Source organism: Bradyrhizobium elkanii USDA 76, from assembly GCF_023278185.1.
GTDB lineage: Bacteria > Pseudomonadota > Alphaproteobacteria > Rhizobiales > Xanthobacteraceae > Bradyrhizobium > Bradyrhizobium elkanii.
Map to the genome: position 1 here is coordinate 935,308 of NZ_CP066356.1, position 15,553 is coordinate 950,860.

The window sequence follows — 15,553 nt, forward strand, 5'->3', positions numbered from 1 at the left end:
TTTAAGCCGAACATACGAGCTCACAGGAGGGGATCATGGGACGAGCCGCTATGATCGCAGCATCGCTGATCATCGCCGGCATCCAGTCAGCGCATGGGCAGACCGACCTGAGCGCTTACGCCAATGCCGAAGGCTATCTGGATGTTCAGAAGCTGACATGCGCACAGCTCGCCGGAACGTGGCAGGGAGACGCCGATCTTCTCACTGCCTGGTACAGCGGCTGGTACAACGGCCTCGCGCGCAAGCATTATCTCGACATCAAGAAGTCCCGCGAGGCCGAACACGAAGTGATCCAGCACTGCAAGGCTCATCCTGACCAGCTCATCATCGAGGCGATCGCAGTGGTCTTCAAGGATATGAGAGCTGCGCTCGGGATCAGGATGCAGCCCTAACGGCGGATCCGATGCCTTTCATGGCAGACCGACAGTCGGAGCAGCCAGACGATCGTTTGAAGACCATTCGAATTGTACACAAGGAGAGAACAATGGAGATCACTCGTCGCAATCTTGCGCTTGGCGGAATGGGTCTGCTCACGGGAGCGGCGATAGGCCGGTCGGCCGTCGCCCAGGAGGGTTCTTTCCTGGGGATCGGTCAAGGCTTGGAGGATTTCTGGCTCGCGAGCGACGCCTACATATTTGGCTATCCGTTGGTGACGATGGAGATGACCCGCCGGGTCCTCACCAATGTTGCCGAACCCGTGGGAACGAAGGCGCCGATGGGGCAGATCATCAAGCTGCGGCAATATCCGGACGCCGCCTTCAGGGACGTCACGGCGCCGAACGCAGACACGCTCTATACGACTTCCTTTTTCGACGTCGGGAAAGAGCCGTGGGTCCTCAGCATTCCGGACATGAAGGGACGCTATTTCCTGATGCCGATGCTGGATGGCTGGACGACGGTGTTCCAGGTACCCGGCAAGCGCACCACCGGCACCGGCGCGCAGACCTACGCCATCACCGGACCCGGCTGGAAAGGCAAACTGCCGGACGGGGTGAAGGAATACAAATCGCAGACCAATATCGTGTGGCTGCTCGGCCGCATCTATTGCACCGGAACGCCGGAGGACTACGCAGCCGTCCACAAGCTGCAGGACGAGTGCAAGCTCGTTCCGCTCAGCGCTTACGGCAAGCCGTACACACCACCTCCGGGAAAGGTCGATCCGTCGATCGACATGAAGACGGCTGTCCGCGAACAGGTCAATCGCATGGACGCGGTGTCCTATTTCAAGCTGCTCTGCGAACTCATGAAAACCAACCCGCCATACGCGGCAGACGCGGCCCAGCTCGCCAAATTTGCCCGCATCGGCATCGTACCCGGACGCGACTTTGACGAGACCAAGCTGAAGGCGGACTTCCTGAAGCGTGTCCCCGAGGTGTCGTTCGACAGGATCATGCTTCAGTTCAAGGTCAACAAGGCCGTCAAGGACGAGAACGGCTTTGCGTTCACGACGAAAACCGGCATCTACGGGACCGACTATCTGATGCGGGCCCTGGTAACCGCGATCGGACTCGGCGCCAACCGCCCGCAGGATGCGGTCTATCCGACCTCGCAAAAGGATGCGGATGACCGCAAGTACAATGGTGCGAACAAGTACGTCATGCGGTTTCCCAAAGGCCACCTGCCTCCGGCCGAGGGATTCTGGTCGCTCACGATGTACGACAGCGGCTACTTCTTCGTGAACAATCCGCTCAACCGATATTCGATCAGTGCGCGGGAAAATCTGAAGGAAAATCCGGACGGCTCGACCGATCTCTACATTCAGAAGGACTCGCCCGGCAAAGACAAGGAATCCAACTGGCTTCCTGCGCCCGAGGGAGATTTCATACTCATGCTGCGCATGTATTGGCCGCAGGAAACCGATCCTTCGATCATCAACGGCACCTGGACGGTTCCGGCCGCCAAGAAGATCGGGGCCTGAGGGGATTGAACTGATGCCGGCCCACAAAGGGTCGGCATCAGTCAAAGTGAGCTTGCGCCGTCGAACGAACATTGTGCGGCAGAACGGATCGTTATGCGGTCGCTTAAAAGTGCGCGGGGTGTGAGATGGGCATTATTGTTCTTCGGAGAAACGGACACGCCACCAGGCGAGGTAAAACAAAGCGAGGAATCCGTTTCCCGTTCGGGGCCTCAGTCATGGCCACGGCAATGCTGACAATGTCAGTCTGGTCTGCAACCGTCCATGCCGACGAAGGCGGAGTTTCATATTGGCTTCCCGGCCGCTTCGGCAGCCTTGCAGCGACTCCTCAGGTCCCCGGCTGGTCGATGGCGGAGGTTTACTATCACACCAGCGTTAGTGCCTTCGGCAATGCCGCCGCCGCAAGGGAAATCCAGGTCGGCAGAATCCCTGCCGCAGTGAACGTCGATCTGAACCTGCATTTGAACGCACAGGCGGATCTCGTGCTGCTCAATCCCACTTACACGTTCGCAACGCCGGTGCTGGGCGCGCAACTCGCCATTGGCGTAACCGGACTGTTCGGGCGGTCGAGCGCAAATCTTGACGGCACGCTGACGGCGGCGGTCGGCCCGCTGGCGGCAACGCGCGCGGGAAGTTTTGGCGATTCGATCACGTCGGTCGGCGACCTCTACCCGCAGGCGACTCTCAAGTGGAACGCTGGCGTCCACAATTTCATGACCTATGTGACGGGCGATATTCCCGTTGGGGCGTACAGCCCGACCCGCCTCGCCAATCTCGGCATCGGGCACGCAGCCATCGACGGCGGCGGCGGCTATACCTACTTCAATCCGCAGACCGGCCGCGAGTTTTCTGCGGTCGCCGGCTTCACCTACAATTTCAAGGATCAGGATACGCAGTACCAGAACGGCATTGACTTCCATCTGGATTGGGGCGCATCCCAGTTTCTGTCCAAGCAGTTCTTCGTTGGCCTGGTGGGCTATGCCTATCAACAAGTCACCGATGACTTTGGCCAGCATCCTATCCTGGGTGGCTTCCGCTCCCGGGTGCTTGGCGTCGGTCCGCAGATCGGCTTTCTGTTTCCTGTCGGCGACATGCAGGGGTACTTGAACCTGAAAGGATATGGCGAATTTGCCGCGGAGAACCGCCCGGCCGGGTGGAATACGTGGCTGACGTTCTCGATTTCGCCGATGGCGCCAACGACCGTGGCGTCAACTCGCCGGCCAATCACGAAATAGTCAGGCGGTCACGGTAGCGACAGAGCCAATGTTGCCAGATACGCCATCGGTCAGTCAGCTCTCTCACGTTATTTCCCAAGCGGCCGCGCCCGCGTTTCTTCTTGGCGCATTGGCGGCCTTCATCGCGGTGCTGATATCCCGCCAGAACAGGATTATCGACAGATCAATCTACCTGAACCAAATTTCTGATGAGGATCAGGTGAGATGCCGGCTCAAATCAGACTTGCCGCGTCTAGTTCGGCGCGCCGCCATGATCAATCGCGCGATCTTCTGGTCCATCATCGGAAGCATCTCGATCAGCGTCGTAATAGTCGTCGGCTTCGTGAGCGCGTTCTTTCAGATCCAGCACGAGCGAGGCGTCGCCATTCTCTTCATTGTTTCGGTAGCGGCTTTCATCGTGTCATTGGTGGATTTCGCGCGAGAGGTCCGAATTGCTCTGAGCGAGCATGACCATTACGGCTGAGTTCGTCCTGGTCGTTGTCCAGGACCTTAAGCAAACATCAATTCTGACAGTGTCGGCGGCCTTGGGTGGGGTTCCGGGATTGTGAGTCTTGCAATGCAGCGAATTTGCTTCGCGCTCATGCTACTATGCAAAGGACAAGCAGCGGTTCGTCCTGTTGGTGGTTGCGCGTGATTCCCTCCCTGGGCACCAAAACTACGCTTTTGTGCACCAGACAACGATTTTGTGCGATTTCTTACGCCTGATGGTAGCCCCCAACATTGTCGGCATGATCGGCATCTACGGCAACGACTGATTGCTGCGCGTGCCTAAGCCGGCTTGCCGAAAACTAGCGGCGATGAAGTGGGTAACCTTGGGCTCGGCCGCAGCGCCATACTCGCGGATCGCGTCCTGAACGACCTTGTCGGTGTTGGTCACGCGCTGGTGTTGCCGGAGGTGCTCGAGCCATGAAGCGACCATGAACGTCTCCAGAAAGCGCCCGCTCTCGGCGGCATCCTCGAAAACGTCCCAGGAATAAGCGCCGTCGCTTCGCCTCTGTCGACCCAATTCCGTGACGGCGGCGAGGAACGCGTCGCGCTTTTCCGGAGCGATGAAATACTCGACCGTGATCAATACCGGACCACGATCTGCATCGGCGTCAATGGCCAAGATCGGGGCCGGCCAATGCATGGAAGGTGCAAGATCAACTCCGGCACCGGTTTGAAGCTTCCAACGCCAGGTCAGCGCGATCCCCGCGAGGGCACCCGCGGCGGCGAGGAAATGTGCCGCAGGCAAGCCGAGTCCAGAGGCAAGCTGTCCCCAAAGTACGCTGCCGGCGGTCATCGCTCCGAAGAACGCGGTCACGAAAATAGCCAATCCGCGGCCCCGCACCCAATCCGGCAGCGAGACCTGAACTGAGACGTTGATCGTCGCGAGGACGGCGATCCATGAGACGCCTGCGATCAGGCAGGCCGCAAGTCCGATCTCCGGGTAACGCGCGATGCCCAGGAGGATCAGGCTGAGCGCCGTGCCGACGGTGCCGGCCGCAACGAGCCCGTTGGGTCCGAAGGTGGACTTCATCCAAGGCAGCATGAACGCACCGATGACTGCGCCGACGCCGATCGCGCCGAGCAAGATGCCGTAGAGCGCCGGACCGCCCGCGATCTGATTGCGCGCGACGAGTGGGAGCAGGGCCCAATAGGCGCTCGCGAAGAAGAAGAACGTCGCCGCCCTAACGAGGGTCGCACGGAGCTTGGGATTGAATCGCGCATGGCGGAAGCCGACCACCATGGCGCCGGCGAGACGCTCCGGCGGCAGCGCGTTGCCTTGCGAGGATGCGAGGCGCCACCAAAGGAGTGCTCCGATCACGGCGAAATTGCTCAGCGCGTTGATCCAGAAGGGTGCCGCGATGCCCAATCCGCCGATGACGGCGCCACCCAGCGCCGGCCCGATAGCTCTGCTGATGTTGACGCCTACGCCGTTGCTGGCGACGGCCGCGGCCAAGTCCTGTCTCGGGACAAGCTGCGGGACAACCGACTGCCATGCGGGCGCGGTGAATGCAGCGCCGGCGCCGAGTAGAAATGTGAACAGCAGAAGGATGGGTGGAGTGACGAGGTTGAGTCCGACGAGCGCCGCGCTCGCTGCCGCGATGATTGTAAGGACGATTTCACAACCAATCAGAAAACGGCGTTTGTCGACGGTGTCTGCCAGCGCGCCGGCCGGCAGCGCGAACAGGAACATCGGAAGGCTGCTCGCGACTTGAACCAACGAGACGGTGAGCGGGTTGGCATCGAGGCTGGTCATCAGCCATCCTGACGCCGCGTTGTACATCCAGGTGCCGACGTTGGCGACGACGGTTGCGATCCAGATGACCGTGAACGTGGTATGCCGAAACGCGATCCACGGGGAAGCGTTGCGCACTGCGGATGGATCCGGCTTTTCGTTGAATAGGGGCATCGAAATTCACTCAATCGATCGAACTCTGCCCGCAAAAGGCCAGCGTCGCTAGACCAACATGCTCGCGAATCCGAGCGTCGCGTCAGTCATTCGTTGGTTTCAATACGGTGGTGTAGTTTGCGGGTAACCACTCGAACCGGCCGTCGACCGAGCGGATATGCCCGATTCCCGGAAAGGCGATGTGAGCCGCCGCGATCCACGTCGAAGTCCGCGCGGCCTGAGCGAAGATCGCTGTGCGTTCCGCCTCTGCTGCGAGCGGATTGCTGTCGTAGGTCACGGTGACGGCAGGGTCGGGAAACTGGATCGGAGCGACATGAACGAGGTCGCCCCACACCAAAAGTGTCTTTCCTTCACTCGAGACTTCGTAGGACGTGTGGCCTGGAGTGTGTCCGGGAGTAGGAATTGCACGAATCCCCGGTGAAAGTTCCTGGCCTTCCGAGAAGGGCTTCAGCCGGCCGGAGTCTCCGTAGGGCTTCAACGAGGCGCGATCGCCTTCGAACATCGGCTTGAGGAATTTGGGCGCTTCGCTCTCGTTCTTGGCGTCGAGCCAGTAGTCGAGGTCCTTCTGGTTGACCCTGATGGTCGCGTTGGGAAAGACAGGCTTTCCCTGTGGGGCGATGCCGCCGACGTGATCTGCGTGAAGGTGCGTCAGATAGATCTCGTCGATCTGCTCCGGTTCATATCCGGACGCACGAAGATTTCCCAATAGGTGTCCGCAGCACGAGCCGTAGAGACTGCCGGCGCCACTGTCGATCAGAATGAGCCTATCGCCCGTGTTGACGAGGAAAGCATTGATCGAGCCCTCCACGGGAGCGGCGAGGTCCCACGCCGCGAGAAGAGCGTCCGCTTTGCCGGGATGACCTTCCGCGAGCTTGATGGCCTTCCGGTCTCCGCCTGCTGTCGTTTCGTTCCTCGTCATCACGTCGTGGACGGGAAAGGGATGGGTGCCGTCGAGCAAAGCCGTTATCTCGACGCGGCCAAGCATGATGCGGTAGAAGCCCGGCGCCTGGGTGCGGACCTGCGGAGCGCCGGCATGCGCCGGCTCATGAGACAACAGGGATACCAACGCCAACAGCGCGGCAGTGCAGATCCGCTTCATCCTCGTCTCCTCATCTCGAGCCTCGGCGCAATCGCGGGCATGACGCAGTGCGGTTGACGATCTCACCCGCTCCAGCCCTTCAGAAAATCGAGAAGAAGCTTGTTGACCGCTTCCGGCTGTTCTTCCTGCGGAAGATGGCCGCAACGTTCAATCGCGGCCACCGAGAGGTTTTCAGCCATCTCGCTCCAGACCGCCTTCATGTCGAAGAGACGGCCGACGGCGCCGAAATCTTCACCCCAAAGGGAAAGCACGGGGCATTTGACCTTCTTGTCGGCGTCCTCGATGTCCTGAGCGACGTCTTCTGCGCTCGCGCGATAGTCGGACATCGCGCCCCGCACGGCGCCTGGCGCGCTATAGGACTTCACGTAGGTCTCGAACGCCTCGCCGGAGATCGTCATCGGATCGTGGCACCAGTCCGAAAAGAAGTGGCGAAGCCAGATGTATTCGCGTCCTGCGATCAAGGCCTCCGGCAGGTCGGCGATCTGGTGGAACATGAAGAACCAGTATTCGCGAGCGATCTTCGCGTTCATCTCGCGCGCCACGATGCGGGTCGGAACGTTGTCCATGACGACCAGGCGATCGACCAGATCAGGGTGATCCTTGACGAGGCGGGTCGCGACCCGCGCGCCGCGATCGTGCCCGACCAGTGCCACGCGGCCCACGCCGAGCGTCTTCAGGAGCTCGACGATGTCGTTGGCCATCGTTCTCTTGTCGTAGCCTTCCGACGGCTTGTCGGTCTCGCCGTATCCGCGAAGATCCGGAGCTATCACCCGATAGTAGGGGGCGAGCGCCGGAATCTGAAAGCGCCAGGCGAAGCTGGTCTCGGGGAAGCCGTGTAGCAGGATGACCGGTGGGCCGGCCCCGGCCTCGAGGTAAAATTGTCTGATGCCGTTAGCCCGGCACGTCGTCCGATGAATGGTGGTCACCGATTTGATGCCCGGGTGCAAGGTTTCAGGCCGCCATTCTTCGTCAAGTCGGTCGAGACTGATTGCAGGTTTTGACGGCGCTTTGTACGATTGCGTCGCTGCGGCTGCGTGAACGCCCGGTTTGGTACCGAATTTTACCCTGGCGGCGGTTCCGATATCGGGAGAAAGTCCAAGACGCGTGGCGATGTTAGGGGTTGTCTGTTCGAAACGACGAGTGACCGGAGGGAGAACGAGGACCCGTGGGGTGGATATGGTAGCCCAGACGGGAGGCCTCGGGACCGAGGATTAGGCAGCAACTGCGTGAACGCACGGGGACTTCATCACGTCACAGCAATCATCGGCGACGTACAGCGCGCTGCGGACTTCTACGCGGGTGTGCTGGGGCTCAGGCGGATCAAAAAGACCGTCTGCTATGACGACCCCGGCAGTTACCATGTGTACTATGGCGACGACGTCGGCAATCCGGGCTCCGTGATAAGCACGCTCGCCTGGAATTGCGTGACGCCGGGGATGACCGGCGTCGGCGAGGTCGTGCAGACTGCCTTCCGGGTTGCCCCGGATTCACTCGATATGTGGGTGAATCGGCTCAGTTCCTCGGGAATCCCCAATCGATTGGAATTGTCGCCCTTCGGAGAGCGCATGCTCTGCTTTGCCGATCCAGATGGCACAGTGCTTTCGCTGGTCGAGACGTGGGAGAAGCAACCCGCCAGCACCGGCCCGAACTTCACGGCTGATCGTGCGCTGCGCGGTCTTCATGGTGTCACGCTGAATGTCCGCGAGGAGGATGAGACCATCGACATCCTTCAGAAGGTTTTCGATTTCCAACTTGTCTCTCAGAGAAACGGGGCCATGCGCTTCGTGGCTCATGACGGCCCGGGCGGAACGATCACCTTGCGCATGATCGGAAAGTCGTCGCGGGGGCGCCTCGGCGGTGGCACCATCCGGCACGTCGCCTTTCGATCCAGGAATTTCGACGATCGTTCGGAGATGGTCGAGAAACTTCAATCGGCGTACGGCATCGTGGTGAGTGATCCCATCGAGCGAACTTACCTGAACGCGGTAGGCTTTCGCGCGCCTTGTGGGGTGCTTTTCGAGATCGCGACCGACGGCCCTGGATTCGCAGTCGACGAGGCGCCGGAGCGGCTGGGCCAGCAACTTCAGCTTCCGGCCTTTCTCGAAGAACGCCGTGCCGAACTGGCGACGATCCTGCCACCGCTCGCTTGAACTGACTGCCGATCATCGTGGATCCGGCCTTCCATGAAATCGGTCAGTCGTGGGCACATGAATTCGAGAAATGCTCTCACGCGAAACGGCAGCCGGGGTCCACCGTGATAAAGCGCGTGTATTTGTTCTTCATCACCCGCCGTGCCCTCGAGCACTTCGACCAGCCGGCCGGCCGAAATATCGTCACGAACGTGATAGTCGGCGAGCCTCGCCAGGCCGATGCCCGCGATTGCCATTCGTCGCAGGCTCTGAGCGTTATTCGCAAGTAGCGAGCCGCTGATCGCCCGATCGACGATTCGTCCGCTCTCCTTCAAAGGCCAAACCGGAGCAGAGCGCCGGAAATTGAATCCTAGGCAGTTGTGACGTGAGAGATCGTCGACTGTCTCGGGCTTGCCCAGGCGATCTATGTAGTCTGGAGACGCGACGATCCTTCGCTTGATGACCCCGATGCGTCGGGCGACCATCGCGGAGGCCTGCAAGGGGCCGACCCGGAAGGCGACATCGGTCCGGTCGAGATACATATCGACGATTTCGTCGGAAAGTGAGATGTCGACCACGATCGCGGGGTGAGCTTTCCAAAAGGCGGGGAGCAGGGGCTCTAGGCCAAGAACGCCGAAGGCAACCGTGGTATTGACCCGGACCGTTCCGCCCGCCGTCGCTGCCCCGCGCGAAATGTCGCGTTCAATGCTATCGAGCTCGGCCAGCAGTGCAACGCTCTTATCCTGATAGGTCCGTCCCTCGGACGTGAGCGACAGCCGCCGCGTCGAACGCTCGAACAGTCTGACGCCCAGCCTGGCTTCAATCCTTCCGATCAGCTTGCTGACGGTGGACGGCGTCATCAACAGCCGACGCGCCGCCTCCGAATAGCTCCCGGCTTCCGCCACCCGAAGGAAAACCTGCATTTCGCCTACGCGATTGTCCATCGTGTGTCCGTCTATGAAACCGTTTCACAGATAAATTGGACTCTAAGCGGATTATCAAGTCCTCCAAATGTCACCTATCGTGTGTCATCGTTTCCTTTTGCAATCCGGCGTTTCGAAGCGGCCAGTGGCTGTCCGATCGATGACTTGAACGAAAACGACGATCGCACTATGAGAAAAACTGGTGCGGTGGACGTGATCGGCGCCTGGTCCTTCGGATTGGCTGAGGTGGCATATCCAACGGTGGATAGCTTTGAACACCCCGATGATGGAACTGTCTGATAGTGCGGTAGGCGGCTTCTATGGTCGTCGCCTGAGCCAGCACCTGGGAATGGAAGGTGACTGCCTTCTACGGATCAACCGCGAAGGACGGTTGGCACTCGCGATGACCCGGCTGACCTGCTCCCGGTTCGTTCGGGAGCGGACCGCGGCCATTCCTTCCGAGCCGGCCTTCAGTATCCTGCACCAGCTCGGCGATCTCGAACGGCATTCCTGTTGGCTCGCGGGACGGCCGAGGTATTCGGGAGCTTTCGGTGCGGGGACCGTCAGCGTGACCAATCTGATGGACAATCCCCAGTGCGAGTTCAAAGGTCCGTTCGATGCGGTCCAATATTACGTGCCGCGGATTGCTCTGGACGAGTTCGCGCGCGAGCACGGGGCCAAGCCGATCTCGACGCTCAAATGGAGCAGGGATCAGCGTGATCCCTTCCTGTCGACGCTGTCCAGCGTTCTGCTCAGCGCGGTGGAGCAGGATCCGACGACCAATCAACTCTTCATCGACCAGATCGGCTTGAGCCTGCTCGCCCATTTCGCGCAGACCTATGGCGGCATGCGCCCGAGCGAGAGGGTTTCAAGTGGAGGCCTTGCCCCTTGGCAGGAGCGCCGCGCCAAGGAGATCATGCGGACACGGCTTGCCAGCAATCTCACGATCGCTGACGTTGCCGCGGAGTGCAAATTGACGCCCAGCCACTTCGCAAGATCATTCCGGCGCAGCACCGGGGTCGCTCCACACGAATTCCTCTCGCAGCTCCGGATCGATGAGGCCAAGCGCCTCATGTTGACCACGAAGCTGCCGCTGGCGGACATCGCGCTCATCTGCGGCTTTGGCGACCAGAGCTACTTCACCAGGGTGTTCTCCCGCAATGTCGGGACGAGCCCCGGAGCTTGGCGAAGGGCGCGATCCGAAGGCTGACACGCGAGCATGCTCATGTCTCAAGCCGGTCGGATCATGTCGCGAGCGTAAGCCAAGCCGATCCCGTATCCCCCTGCATGAGACTCTATTATGGCGCGTGCGCCATCGTAGGTTTCATGCCTTGTCCAATCGCGCTGCATCTCGAGCAGGACCTGGATCCAGGACGCCGGGCGAGCGCCGGCGGCCTGCATCCGGCCGAGGGCCAACTCGTGGCTTGCTGTCGTAAGCGCTCCACAGGCGTCGCCGACCACGTAGACTTCCAGGCCGGCCGACAGTGCCGAAAGCACGGCGAACGTTACGCATGCCTCGGTAAGCAGGCCTGAGACGATCAAACGGCTCCGACCGGTGGCAGGACGGCCTCGCGCGCCTTGTCGTCCTCCCACACGTTCATGCTGCGCCGGTCGATCGGCTCAATGCCGGGCAACGCCGACTTGATCGCCGGCATCAGCGGCCCGCTGTATACCTTCGTCGCCGAAGTCGATGCGACGACCGGCAGGCCGAACACCGTTGCGGTCTTCGCGAGCGCAACAACATTGTTCAAGAGAACCTGCCGGTCAATCGAACCCACTCCGAAGGCCAAACCGGCTTGTTGGTCGACCAAAAGCAGGGCGCAGTCCTTGGGCTCGAGCAGATGAAGAGGATTCGCGGCCATCGACTTTCTCCTGCTAGGCTTTCAGGAACGCGAGGAGGTCCGCATTGACCTGATCGGCATGTGTCGTCGCCGTCGCGTGCGGAGCGCCCGGATAGGTCTTCAGTTTGGCCCCCTGGATCATCTCGGCTGCCAGCTTGCCCGTATAAGGGAGCGGCACGACCTGGTCGTCCTCGCCATGGATCACCAGAGTGGGCACGTTGATCTTGGCCATGTCAGGCCGGAAGTCGGTTTCCGAGAACGCGGTCACGCAATCGATCGTCGCCTTGACCGACGCCTGAAGGGCGATCTGAAGCGTCTGCTTGAATATGCCTTGCGACACCTTCATTCCGTGGTTCGTGCCGTAGAAGAGCGGGCTAAAGTCATCCAGGAACTGCGGGCGGTCCTTGATCAGGCCGGCCTTGATGCCGTCGAACACCGACTTGTCGACGCCGTCGTGGTCCGCGGTCTTGACGAACAGCGGGGTCACGGCGCTGAGCAGGACAAATTTCGACACCCGCGACGTTCCATGGCGCGCCACGTAGCGGGCGATGTCTCCGCCTCCCATGGAGAATCCAACGAGCGTCACATCCTTCAGGTCGAGATGATTGACGAGGTCGGCGATGTCGTCGGCGAAGGTGTCGTAGTCATAGCCGGTCCAGGGCTGGCTCGACCGGCCGAAGCCCCTGCGGTCGAACGCCACGGTTCGGTAACCGTGCTCGGCGAAGAAAGGCATCTGCGCGTCCCACATGTCCGCGCTGAGCGGCCAGCCATGGCTGAACAGGATCGGCTTTCCGCTTCCCCAATCCTTGTAATAAAGCTCGGTACCGTCCCGCAATCTGAGAAGAGGCATCGTTCGATCCTGTGACGTTATGAGGACCGCGACGTCATTTGGCACGATCGCCCGGCCCTCCTGCGCGCAAGGTCGCGGACGGAGCGCGGATTGGCTTGGATGATCTGCGCGCCCTTTGGACATGCTGGCGGTCTCAGGCCAAGGCCGCCGACGGGCGGTCGGCAATCTGTCGCAGCTGGACGAGTCATCGGGCCGGAGTCCAAGCCGCGACGAAATCGTCCAAGCGTTGGCCGGCGTTCGGGGGGCACGATGCAGCCGCTTGCACCGTCCCTTTCGCTCGATCGCCGATGCCGATCGCAGGAGAACTTCTCGATGTCGAAACTCGATATGCTCACCCCCGACAACAGCGCGATCGCTCTGATCGACTATCAGCCGGCGATGTTCCAGGGTGTTCAATCGCACGACCGCTTGGTCACGGTTAACAACGTTCAGATCCTCGCAAAGGCCGCCAAACTTTTCAAAATCCCGACCGTACTGACGACGGTGGCCAGGGATTCGTTCTCGGGCCCCTTCATGCCGGAGGTCACCTCGCTGTTTCCGAAACATGACGTGATCGACCGCACGTCGATGAACTCCTGGCTCGACGCAAACTTCCGCAAGGCGGTGGCTGCCACCGGTCGCAAGAAATTCGTGCTGGCCGGCCTCTGGACCGAGGCGTGCGTGATCTTTCCGACGCTGGACATGCTGAAGGAGGGTTACGAGATCTACATTGCCGCCGATGCTTGCGGCGACCTCTCGCTCGAAGCCCACAACCGCGCAATGGAGCGCGCCATCCAGGCAGGAGCGGTTCCGATCACTTCTTCGCAGTATGCCTACGAGCTTCAGCAGGACTGGGCGCGCAGCGAGACCTACGAGGGAATGATGGACATTCAGCGCGCGCATTCACCCTACGGAATCCAGATCCGCTTTTCGAAGTGGGCGCTGGGAGAGCACGCCTCCGAAGGCGGCGCGAAAGCCGGCTAGACCTCCTCAAATAGCGGATAGCCGAGATGAAAATCTATGCGTTGTCGCTCGGCGCCGGCCTATTGGTCGGCGTCATCTACAGCCTGCTCAATGTGCGTTCGCCGGCGCCCCCGCTGGTTGCCCTGGTCGGGCTTCTCGGCATTCTCGCCGGCGAGCAGATCGTTCCCGTTGCTCGCCAGTTGCTGGCCGGGCAGGGGCTTGCATCCGCGTGGCAGCAGGCAAAGTGCGCTCCGCACATGTTCGGGATGCTGCCCGGACGTCAAAGCGACCAATCACGAAACGCCGCTGCGTTGGAAGAAGGCCTGGAGAAACACTCATGAGCATGGCACCGGACGTCATCCTGCATCGCGGTCTGTTCACGACGCTCGATCGATCGAATCCGACCGCTTCGGCTGTCGCTATCGCCGACGGCAGGTTCGTGGCCGTCGGACACGACCATGAGGTGATGAAGCTCGCCGGGCCTGCCACGAAAGTCGTCGATCTCAAGGGACATCGCGTGCTTCCCGGCTTGATCGACAACCACCTTCACATCATCCGCGGCGGCCTGAATTTCAACATGGAGCTCCGGTGGGACGGGGTGCGCTCGCTGGCCGACGCGATGGACATGTTGAAGCGGCAGGTTGCGGTCACCCCGCCGCCACAGTGGGTGAGGGTGGTCGGCGGGTTTACCGAACATCAGTTCGCGGAGAAGCGGCTTCCGACGATCGACGAACTCAACGCCATCGCGCCCGACACGCCGGTCTTCCTGCTGCATCTCTACGACCGTGCCATCCTGAACGGTGCGGCGCTGCGTGCCGTTGGCTATGCGAAGGATACGCCTGAGCCGCCGGGCGGCGAGATCCTGCGCGATGCGAAGGGTAACCCGACGGGTTTGTTGCTGGCCAAGCCCAATGCCAACATCCTGTACGCGACGCTCGCCAAAGGACCCAAGCTGCCATTCGACTATCAGGTCAACTCGACTCGTCACTTCATGCGGGAATTGAACCGGTTGGGCGTGACCGGGGCGATCGATGCTGGTGGCGGATTCCAGAATTACCCAGAGGACTACGCGGTCATCCAGAAGCTTAGCGACGAGGGTCTTCTGACGATCCGGCTCGCGTACAATCTCTTCACCCAGAAGCCGAAAGGCGAGAAGGAGGACTTCCTCAACTGGACGAAGACCTCCAAGTACAAGCAGGGCGACGACTATTTTCGCCACAATGGTGCCGGCGAGATGCTGGTGTTCTCCGCAGCCGACTTCGAGGATTTCCGCGTCGCGCGTCCGGACATGCCTCCGGAGATGGAAGGCGAGCTCGAGGAGGTCGTTCGCGTCCTTGTCCAGAACAAGTGGCCGTGGCGGCTCCATGCGACCTACGATGAGACGATCTCGCGGGCGCTCGACGTGTTCGAGCGGGTCGACCAGGACATGCCCCTGGACGGCCTTCACTGGTTCTTCGACCATGCCGAGACGATTTCCGACCAATCGATCGACCGCATCGCGGCGCTCGGTGGCGGCATCGCCGTACAGCATCGCATGGCCTACCAGGGCGAATACTTCGTCGAACGATACGGGGCGGGCGCAGCCGAGGCGACGCCGCCGGTCAAGAAGATCATCGACAAGGGCGTCAAGATATCGGCCGGCACCGACGCGACTCGCGTAGCTTCCTACAACCCGTGGGTCTCGCTATCCTGGCTTGTCACGGGCCGCACCGTGGGCGGACTGCGGATCACACCGCAGCGCAATTGCCTGGATCGCGAGACGGCGCTGCGCATGTGGACCGAGAACGTGACGTGGTTCTCGAACGAGGAGGGCAACAAGGGCCGGATCCAGGTGGGCCAGCTGGCCGATCTTATCGTGCCAGATCGCGATTACTTTTCCTGCAGCGAGGCCGAGATCGCGGATACGACGTCTCTGCTGACCATGGTCGGCGGGAGGATCGTGTTCGGAGCAGGCGACTTCTCCAGGCTAGAGGCGGTCACGCCGCCGCCGGCGATGCCGGACTGGTCGCCCGTTCGCCGCTTCGGCGGCTATGCGGCTTGGGCGGACGAGAAGGAGAAGACGAAGCAAGGCGACCTCGCGATGAAGGCCATGCAGATGTGCGGCTGCGCAAACTCCTGCGGAGTGCATGGACACGATCACGCCGCGGCGTGGTCCAGCCGGTTGCCCGTCTCCGATTTGAGGAGTTTCTGGGGCGCGCTCGGCTGTGCCTGCTGGGCGGTCTGA

At 61.1% G+C, this 15,553-nt stretch carries 17 protein-coding genes; 10 read left to right on the forward strand and 7 right to left on the reverse strand.

What is annotated here, in order from left to right:
- The first annotated feature begins 50 nt into the window (after nucleotides 1-50).
- The 4 genes from JEY66_RS04435 to JEY66_RS04450 all read left to right on the forward strand — a co-directional run bounded on the left by JEY66_RS04435 (nucleotide 51) and on the right by JEY66_RS04450 (nucleotide 3,613).
- Complete coding sequence (locus JEY66_RS04435; RefSeq protein ID WP_016847530.1) at nucleotides 51-392, forward strand: HdeA/HdeB family chaperone; 342 nt, start codon at nucleotides 51-53, stop codon at nucleotides 390-392.
- A gap of 92 nt (nucleotides 393-484) precedes the next feature.
- On the forward strand, nucleotides 485-1,918 hold the full coding sequence (locus JEY66_RS04440) for a DUF1254 domain-containing protein (RefSeq protein WP_018269015.1): 1,434 nt from the start codon (nucleotides 485-487) through the stop codon (nucleotides 1,916-1,918).
- Between the two features lie 215 nt (nucleotides 1,919-2,133).
- On the forward strand, nucleotides 2,134-3,150 hold the full coding sequence (locus tag JEY66_RS04445; protein WP_018269014.1) for a SphA family protein: 1,017 nt from the start codon (nucleotides 2,134-2,136) through the stop codon (nucleotides 3,148-3,150).
- A 28-nt stretch (nucleotides 3,151-3,178) separates the two neighbouring features.
- The gene (locus JEY66_RS04450; protein WP_016845387.1) at nucleotides 3,179-3,613 is read left to right on the forward strand and encodes a DUF2721 domain-containing protein; all 435 of its coding nucleotides are present in this window, start codon (nucleotides 3,179-3,181) and stop codon (nucleotides 3,611-3,613) included.
- Between the two features lie 276 nt (nucleotides 3,614-3,889).
- Here the strand turns inward: JEY66_RS04450 and JEY66_RS04455 are convergent, their stop codons facing one another.
- The 3 genes from JEY66_RS04455 to JEY66_RS04465 all read right to left on the reverse strand — a co-directional run bounded on the left by JEY66_RS04455 (nucleotide 3,890) and on the right by JEY66_RS04465 (nucleotide 7,570).
- Complete coding sequence (locus tag JEY66_RS04455) at nucleotides 3,890-5,545, reverse strand: MFS transporter (protein ID WP_016845385.1); 1,656 nt, start codon at nucleotides 5,543-5,545, stop codon at nucleotides 3,890-3,892.
- Nucleotides 5,546-5,627: 82 nt separating this feature from the next.
- Complete coding sequence (locus JEY66_RS04460; RefSeq protein WP_016845384.1) at nucleotides 5,628-6,644, reverse strand: MBL fold metallo-hydrolase; 1,017 nt, start codon at nucleotides 6,642-6,644, stop codon at nucleotides 5,628-5,630.
- Nucleotides 6,645-6,706: 62 nt separating this feature from the next.
- Nucleotides 6,707-7,570, reverse strand: a complete 864-nt coding sequence (locus JEY66_RS04465; protein WP_026191914.1) for an alpha/beta fold hydrolase — start codon at nucleotides 7,568-7,570, stop codon at nucleotides 6,707-6,709.
- A 300-nt stretch (nucleotides 7,571-7,870) separates the two neighbouring features.
- Here JEY66_RS04465 and JEY66_RS04470 point away from each other — a divergent pair, with 300 nt between their 5' ends.
- On the forward strand, nucleotides 7,871-8,794 hold the full coding sequence (locus JEY66_RS04470; protein WP_018269013.1) for a ring-cleaving dioxygenase: 924 nt from the start codon (nucleotides 7,871-7,873) through the stop codon (nucleotides 8,792-8,794).
- Here JEY66_RS04470 and JEY66_RS04475 read toward each other — a convergent pair.
- A complete protein-coding gene (locus tag JEY66_RS04475) occupies nucleotides 8,728-9,717 on the reverse strand; it encodes a LysR family transcriptional regulator (RefSeq protein WP_016845381.1) in 990 nt (329 codons plus the stop codon). The two genes, JEY66_RS04470 and JEY66_RS04475, sit on opposite strands and share 67 nt — an antisense overlap.
- 3 nt (nucleotides 9,718-9,720) lie before the next feature.
- On the opposite strand from JEY66_RS04475, the gene JEY66_RS04480 reads away from it, so the two are divergent.
- Both JEY66_RS04480 and JEY66_RS04485 read left to right on the forward strand, forming a co-directional pair.
- Nucleotides 9,721-9,996 carry a hypothetical protein gene (locus JEY66_RS04480; protein WP_125459185.1) on the forward strand — a complete coding sequence of 92 codons (276 nt, stop codon included), beginning with the start codon at nucleotides 9,721-9,723 and terminating at the stop codon, nucleotides 9,994-9,996.
- 268 nt (nucleotides 9,997-10,264) lie between these two features.
- Nucleotides 10,265-10,906, forward strand: a complete 642-nt coding sequence (locus JEY66_RS04485; RefSeq protein ID WP_244620909.1) for a helix-turn-helix domain-containing protein — start codon at nucleotides 10,265-10,267, stop codon at nucleotides 10,904-10,906.
- A 20-nt stretch (nucleotides 10,907-10,926) separates the two neighbouring features.
- On the opposite strand, the gene JEY66_RS04490 is transcribed toward JEY66_RS04485, so the two are convergent.
- From JEY66_RS04490 to JEY66_RS04500, 3 genes are read right to left on the reverse strand one after another with little or no spacing between them, the layout of a single operon-like run.
- Nucleotides 10,927-11,289 (reverse strand): isochorismatase family protein, encoded by a 363-nt coding sequence (locus JEY66_RS04490; RefSeq protein ID WP_338075589.1) that lies wholly within the window; start codon nucleotides 11,287-11,289, stop codon nucleotides 10,927-10,929.
- The gene (locus JEY66_RS04495) at nucleotides 11,235-11,558 is read right to left on the reverse strand and encodes a cysteine hydrolase family protein (protein ID WP_244620908.1); all 324 of its coding nucleotides are present in this window, start codon (nucleotides 11,556-11,558) and stop codon (nucleotides 11,235-11,237) included. Before JEY66_RS04495 ends, JEY66_RS04490 begins: the two co-directional genes overlap by 55 nt.
- A 13-nt stretch (nucleotides 11,559-11,571) precedes the next feature.
- A complete protein-coding gene (locus JEY66_RS04500; RefSeq protein ID WP_026191912.1) occupies nucleotides 11,572-12,387 on the reverse strand; it encodes an alpha/beta fold hydrolase in 816 nt (271 codons plus the stop codon).
- 312 nt (nucleotides 12,388-12,699) lie between these two features.
- Between JEY66_RS04500 and JEY66_RS04505 the strand changes: the two genes are divergently transcribed.
- Genes JEY66_RS04505 through JEY66_RS04515 form a run of 3 tightly spaced genes read left to right on the forward strand, consistent with a single transcriptional unit; the run spans nucleotide 12,700 to nucleotide 15,553 of the window.
- Nucleotides 12,700-13,350: a hydrolase gene (locus JEY66_RS04505; RefSeq protein WP_026191911.1), complete on the forward strand. Its 651-nt coding sequence runs from the start codon at nucleotides 12,700-12,702 to the stop codon at nucleotides 13,348-13,350.
- A gap of 26 nt (nucleotides 13,351-13,376) precedes the next feature.
- Nucleotides 13,377-13,670, forward strand: a complete 294-nt coding sequence (locus tag JEY66_RS04510; protein ID WP_016845376.1) for a XapX domain-containing protein — start codon at nucleotides 13,377-13,379, stop codon at nucleotides 13,668-13,670.
- The gene (locus JEY66_RS04515) at nucleotides 13,667-15,553 is read left to right on the forward strand and encodes an amidohydrolase (protein WP_018269012.1); all 1,887 of its coding nucleotides are present in this window, start codon (nucleotides 13,667-13,669) and stop codon (nucleotides 15,551-15,553) included. The genes JEY66_RS04510 and JEY66_RS04515 overlap by 4 nt, the downstream gene beginning before the upstream one ends.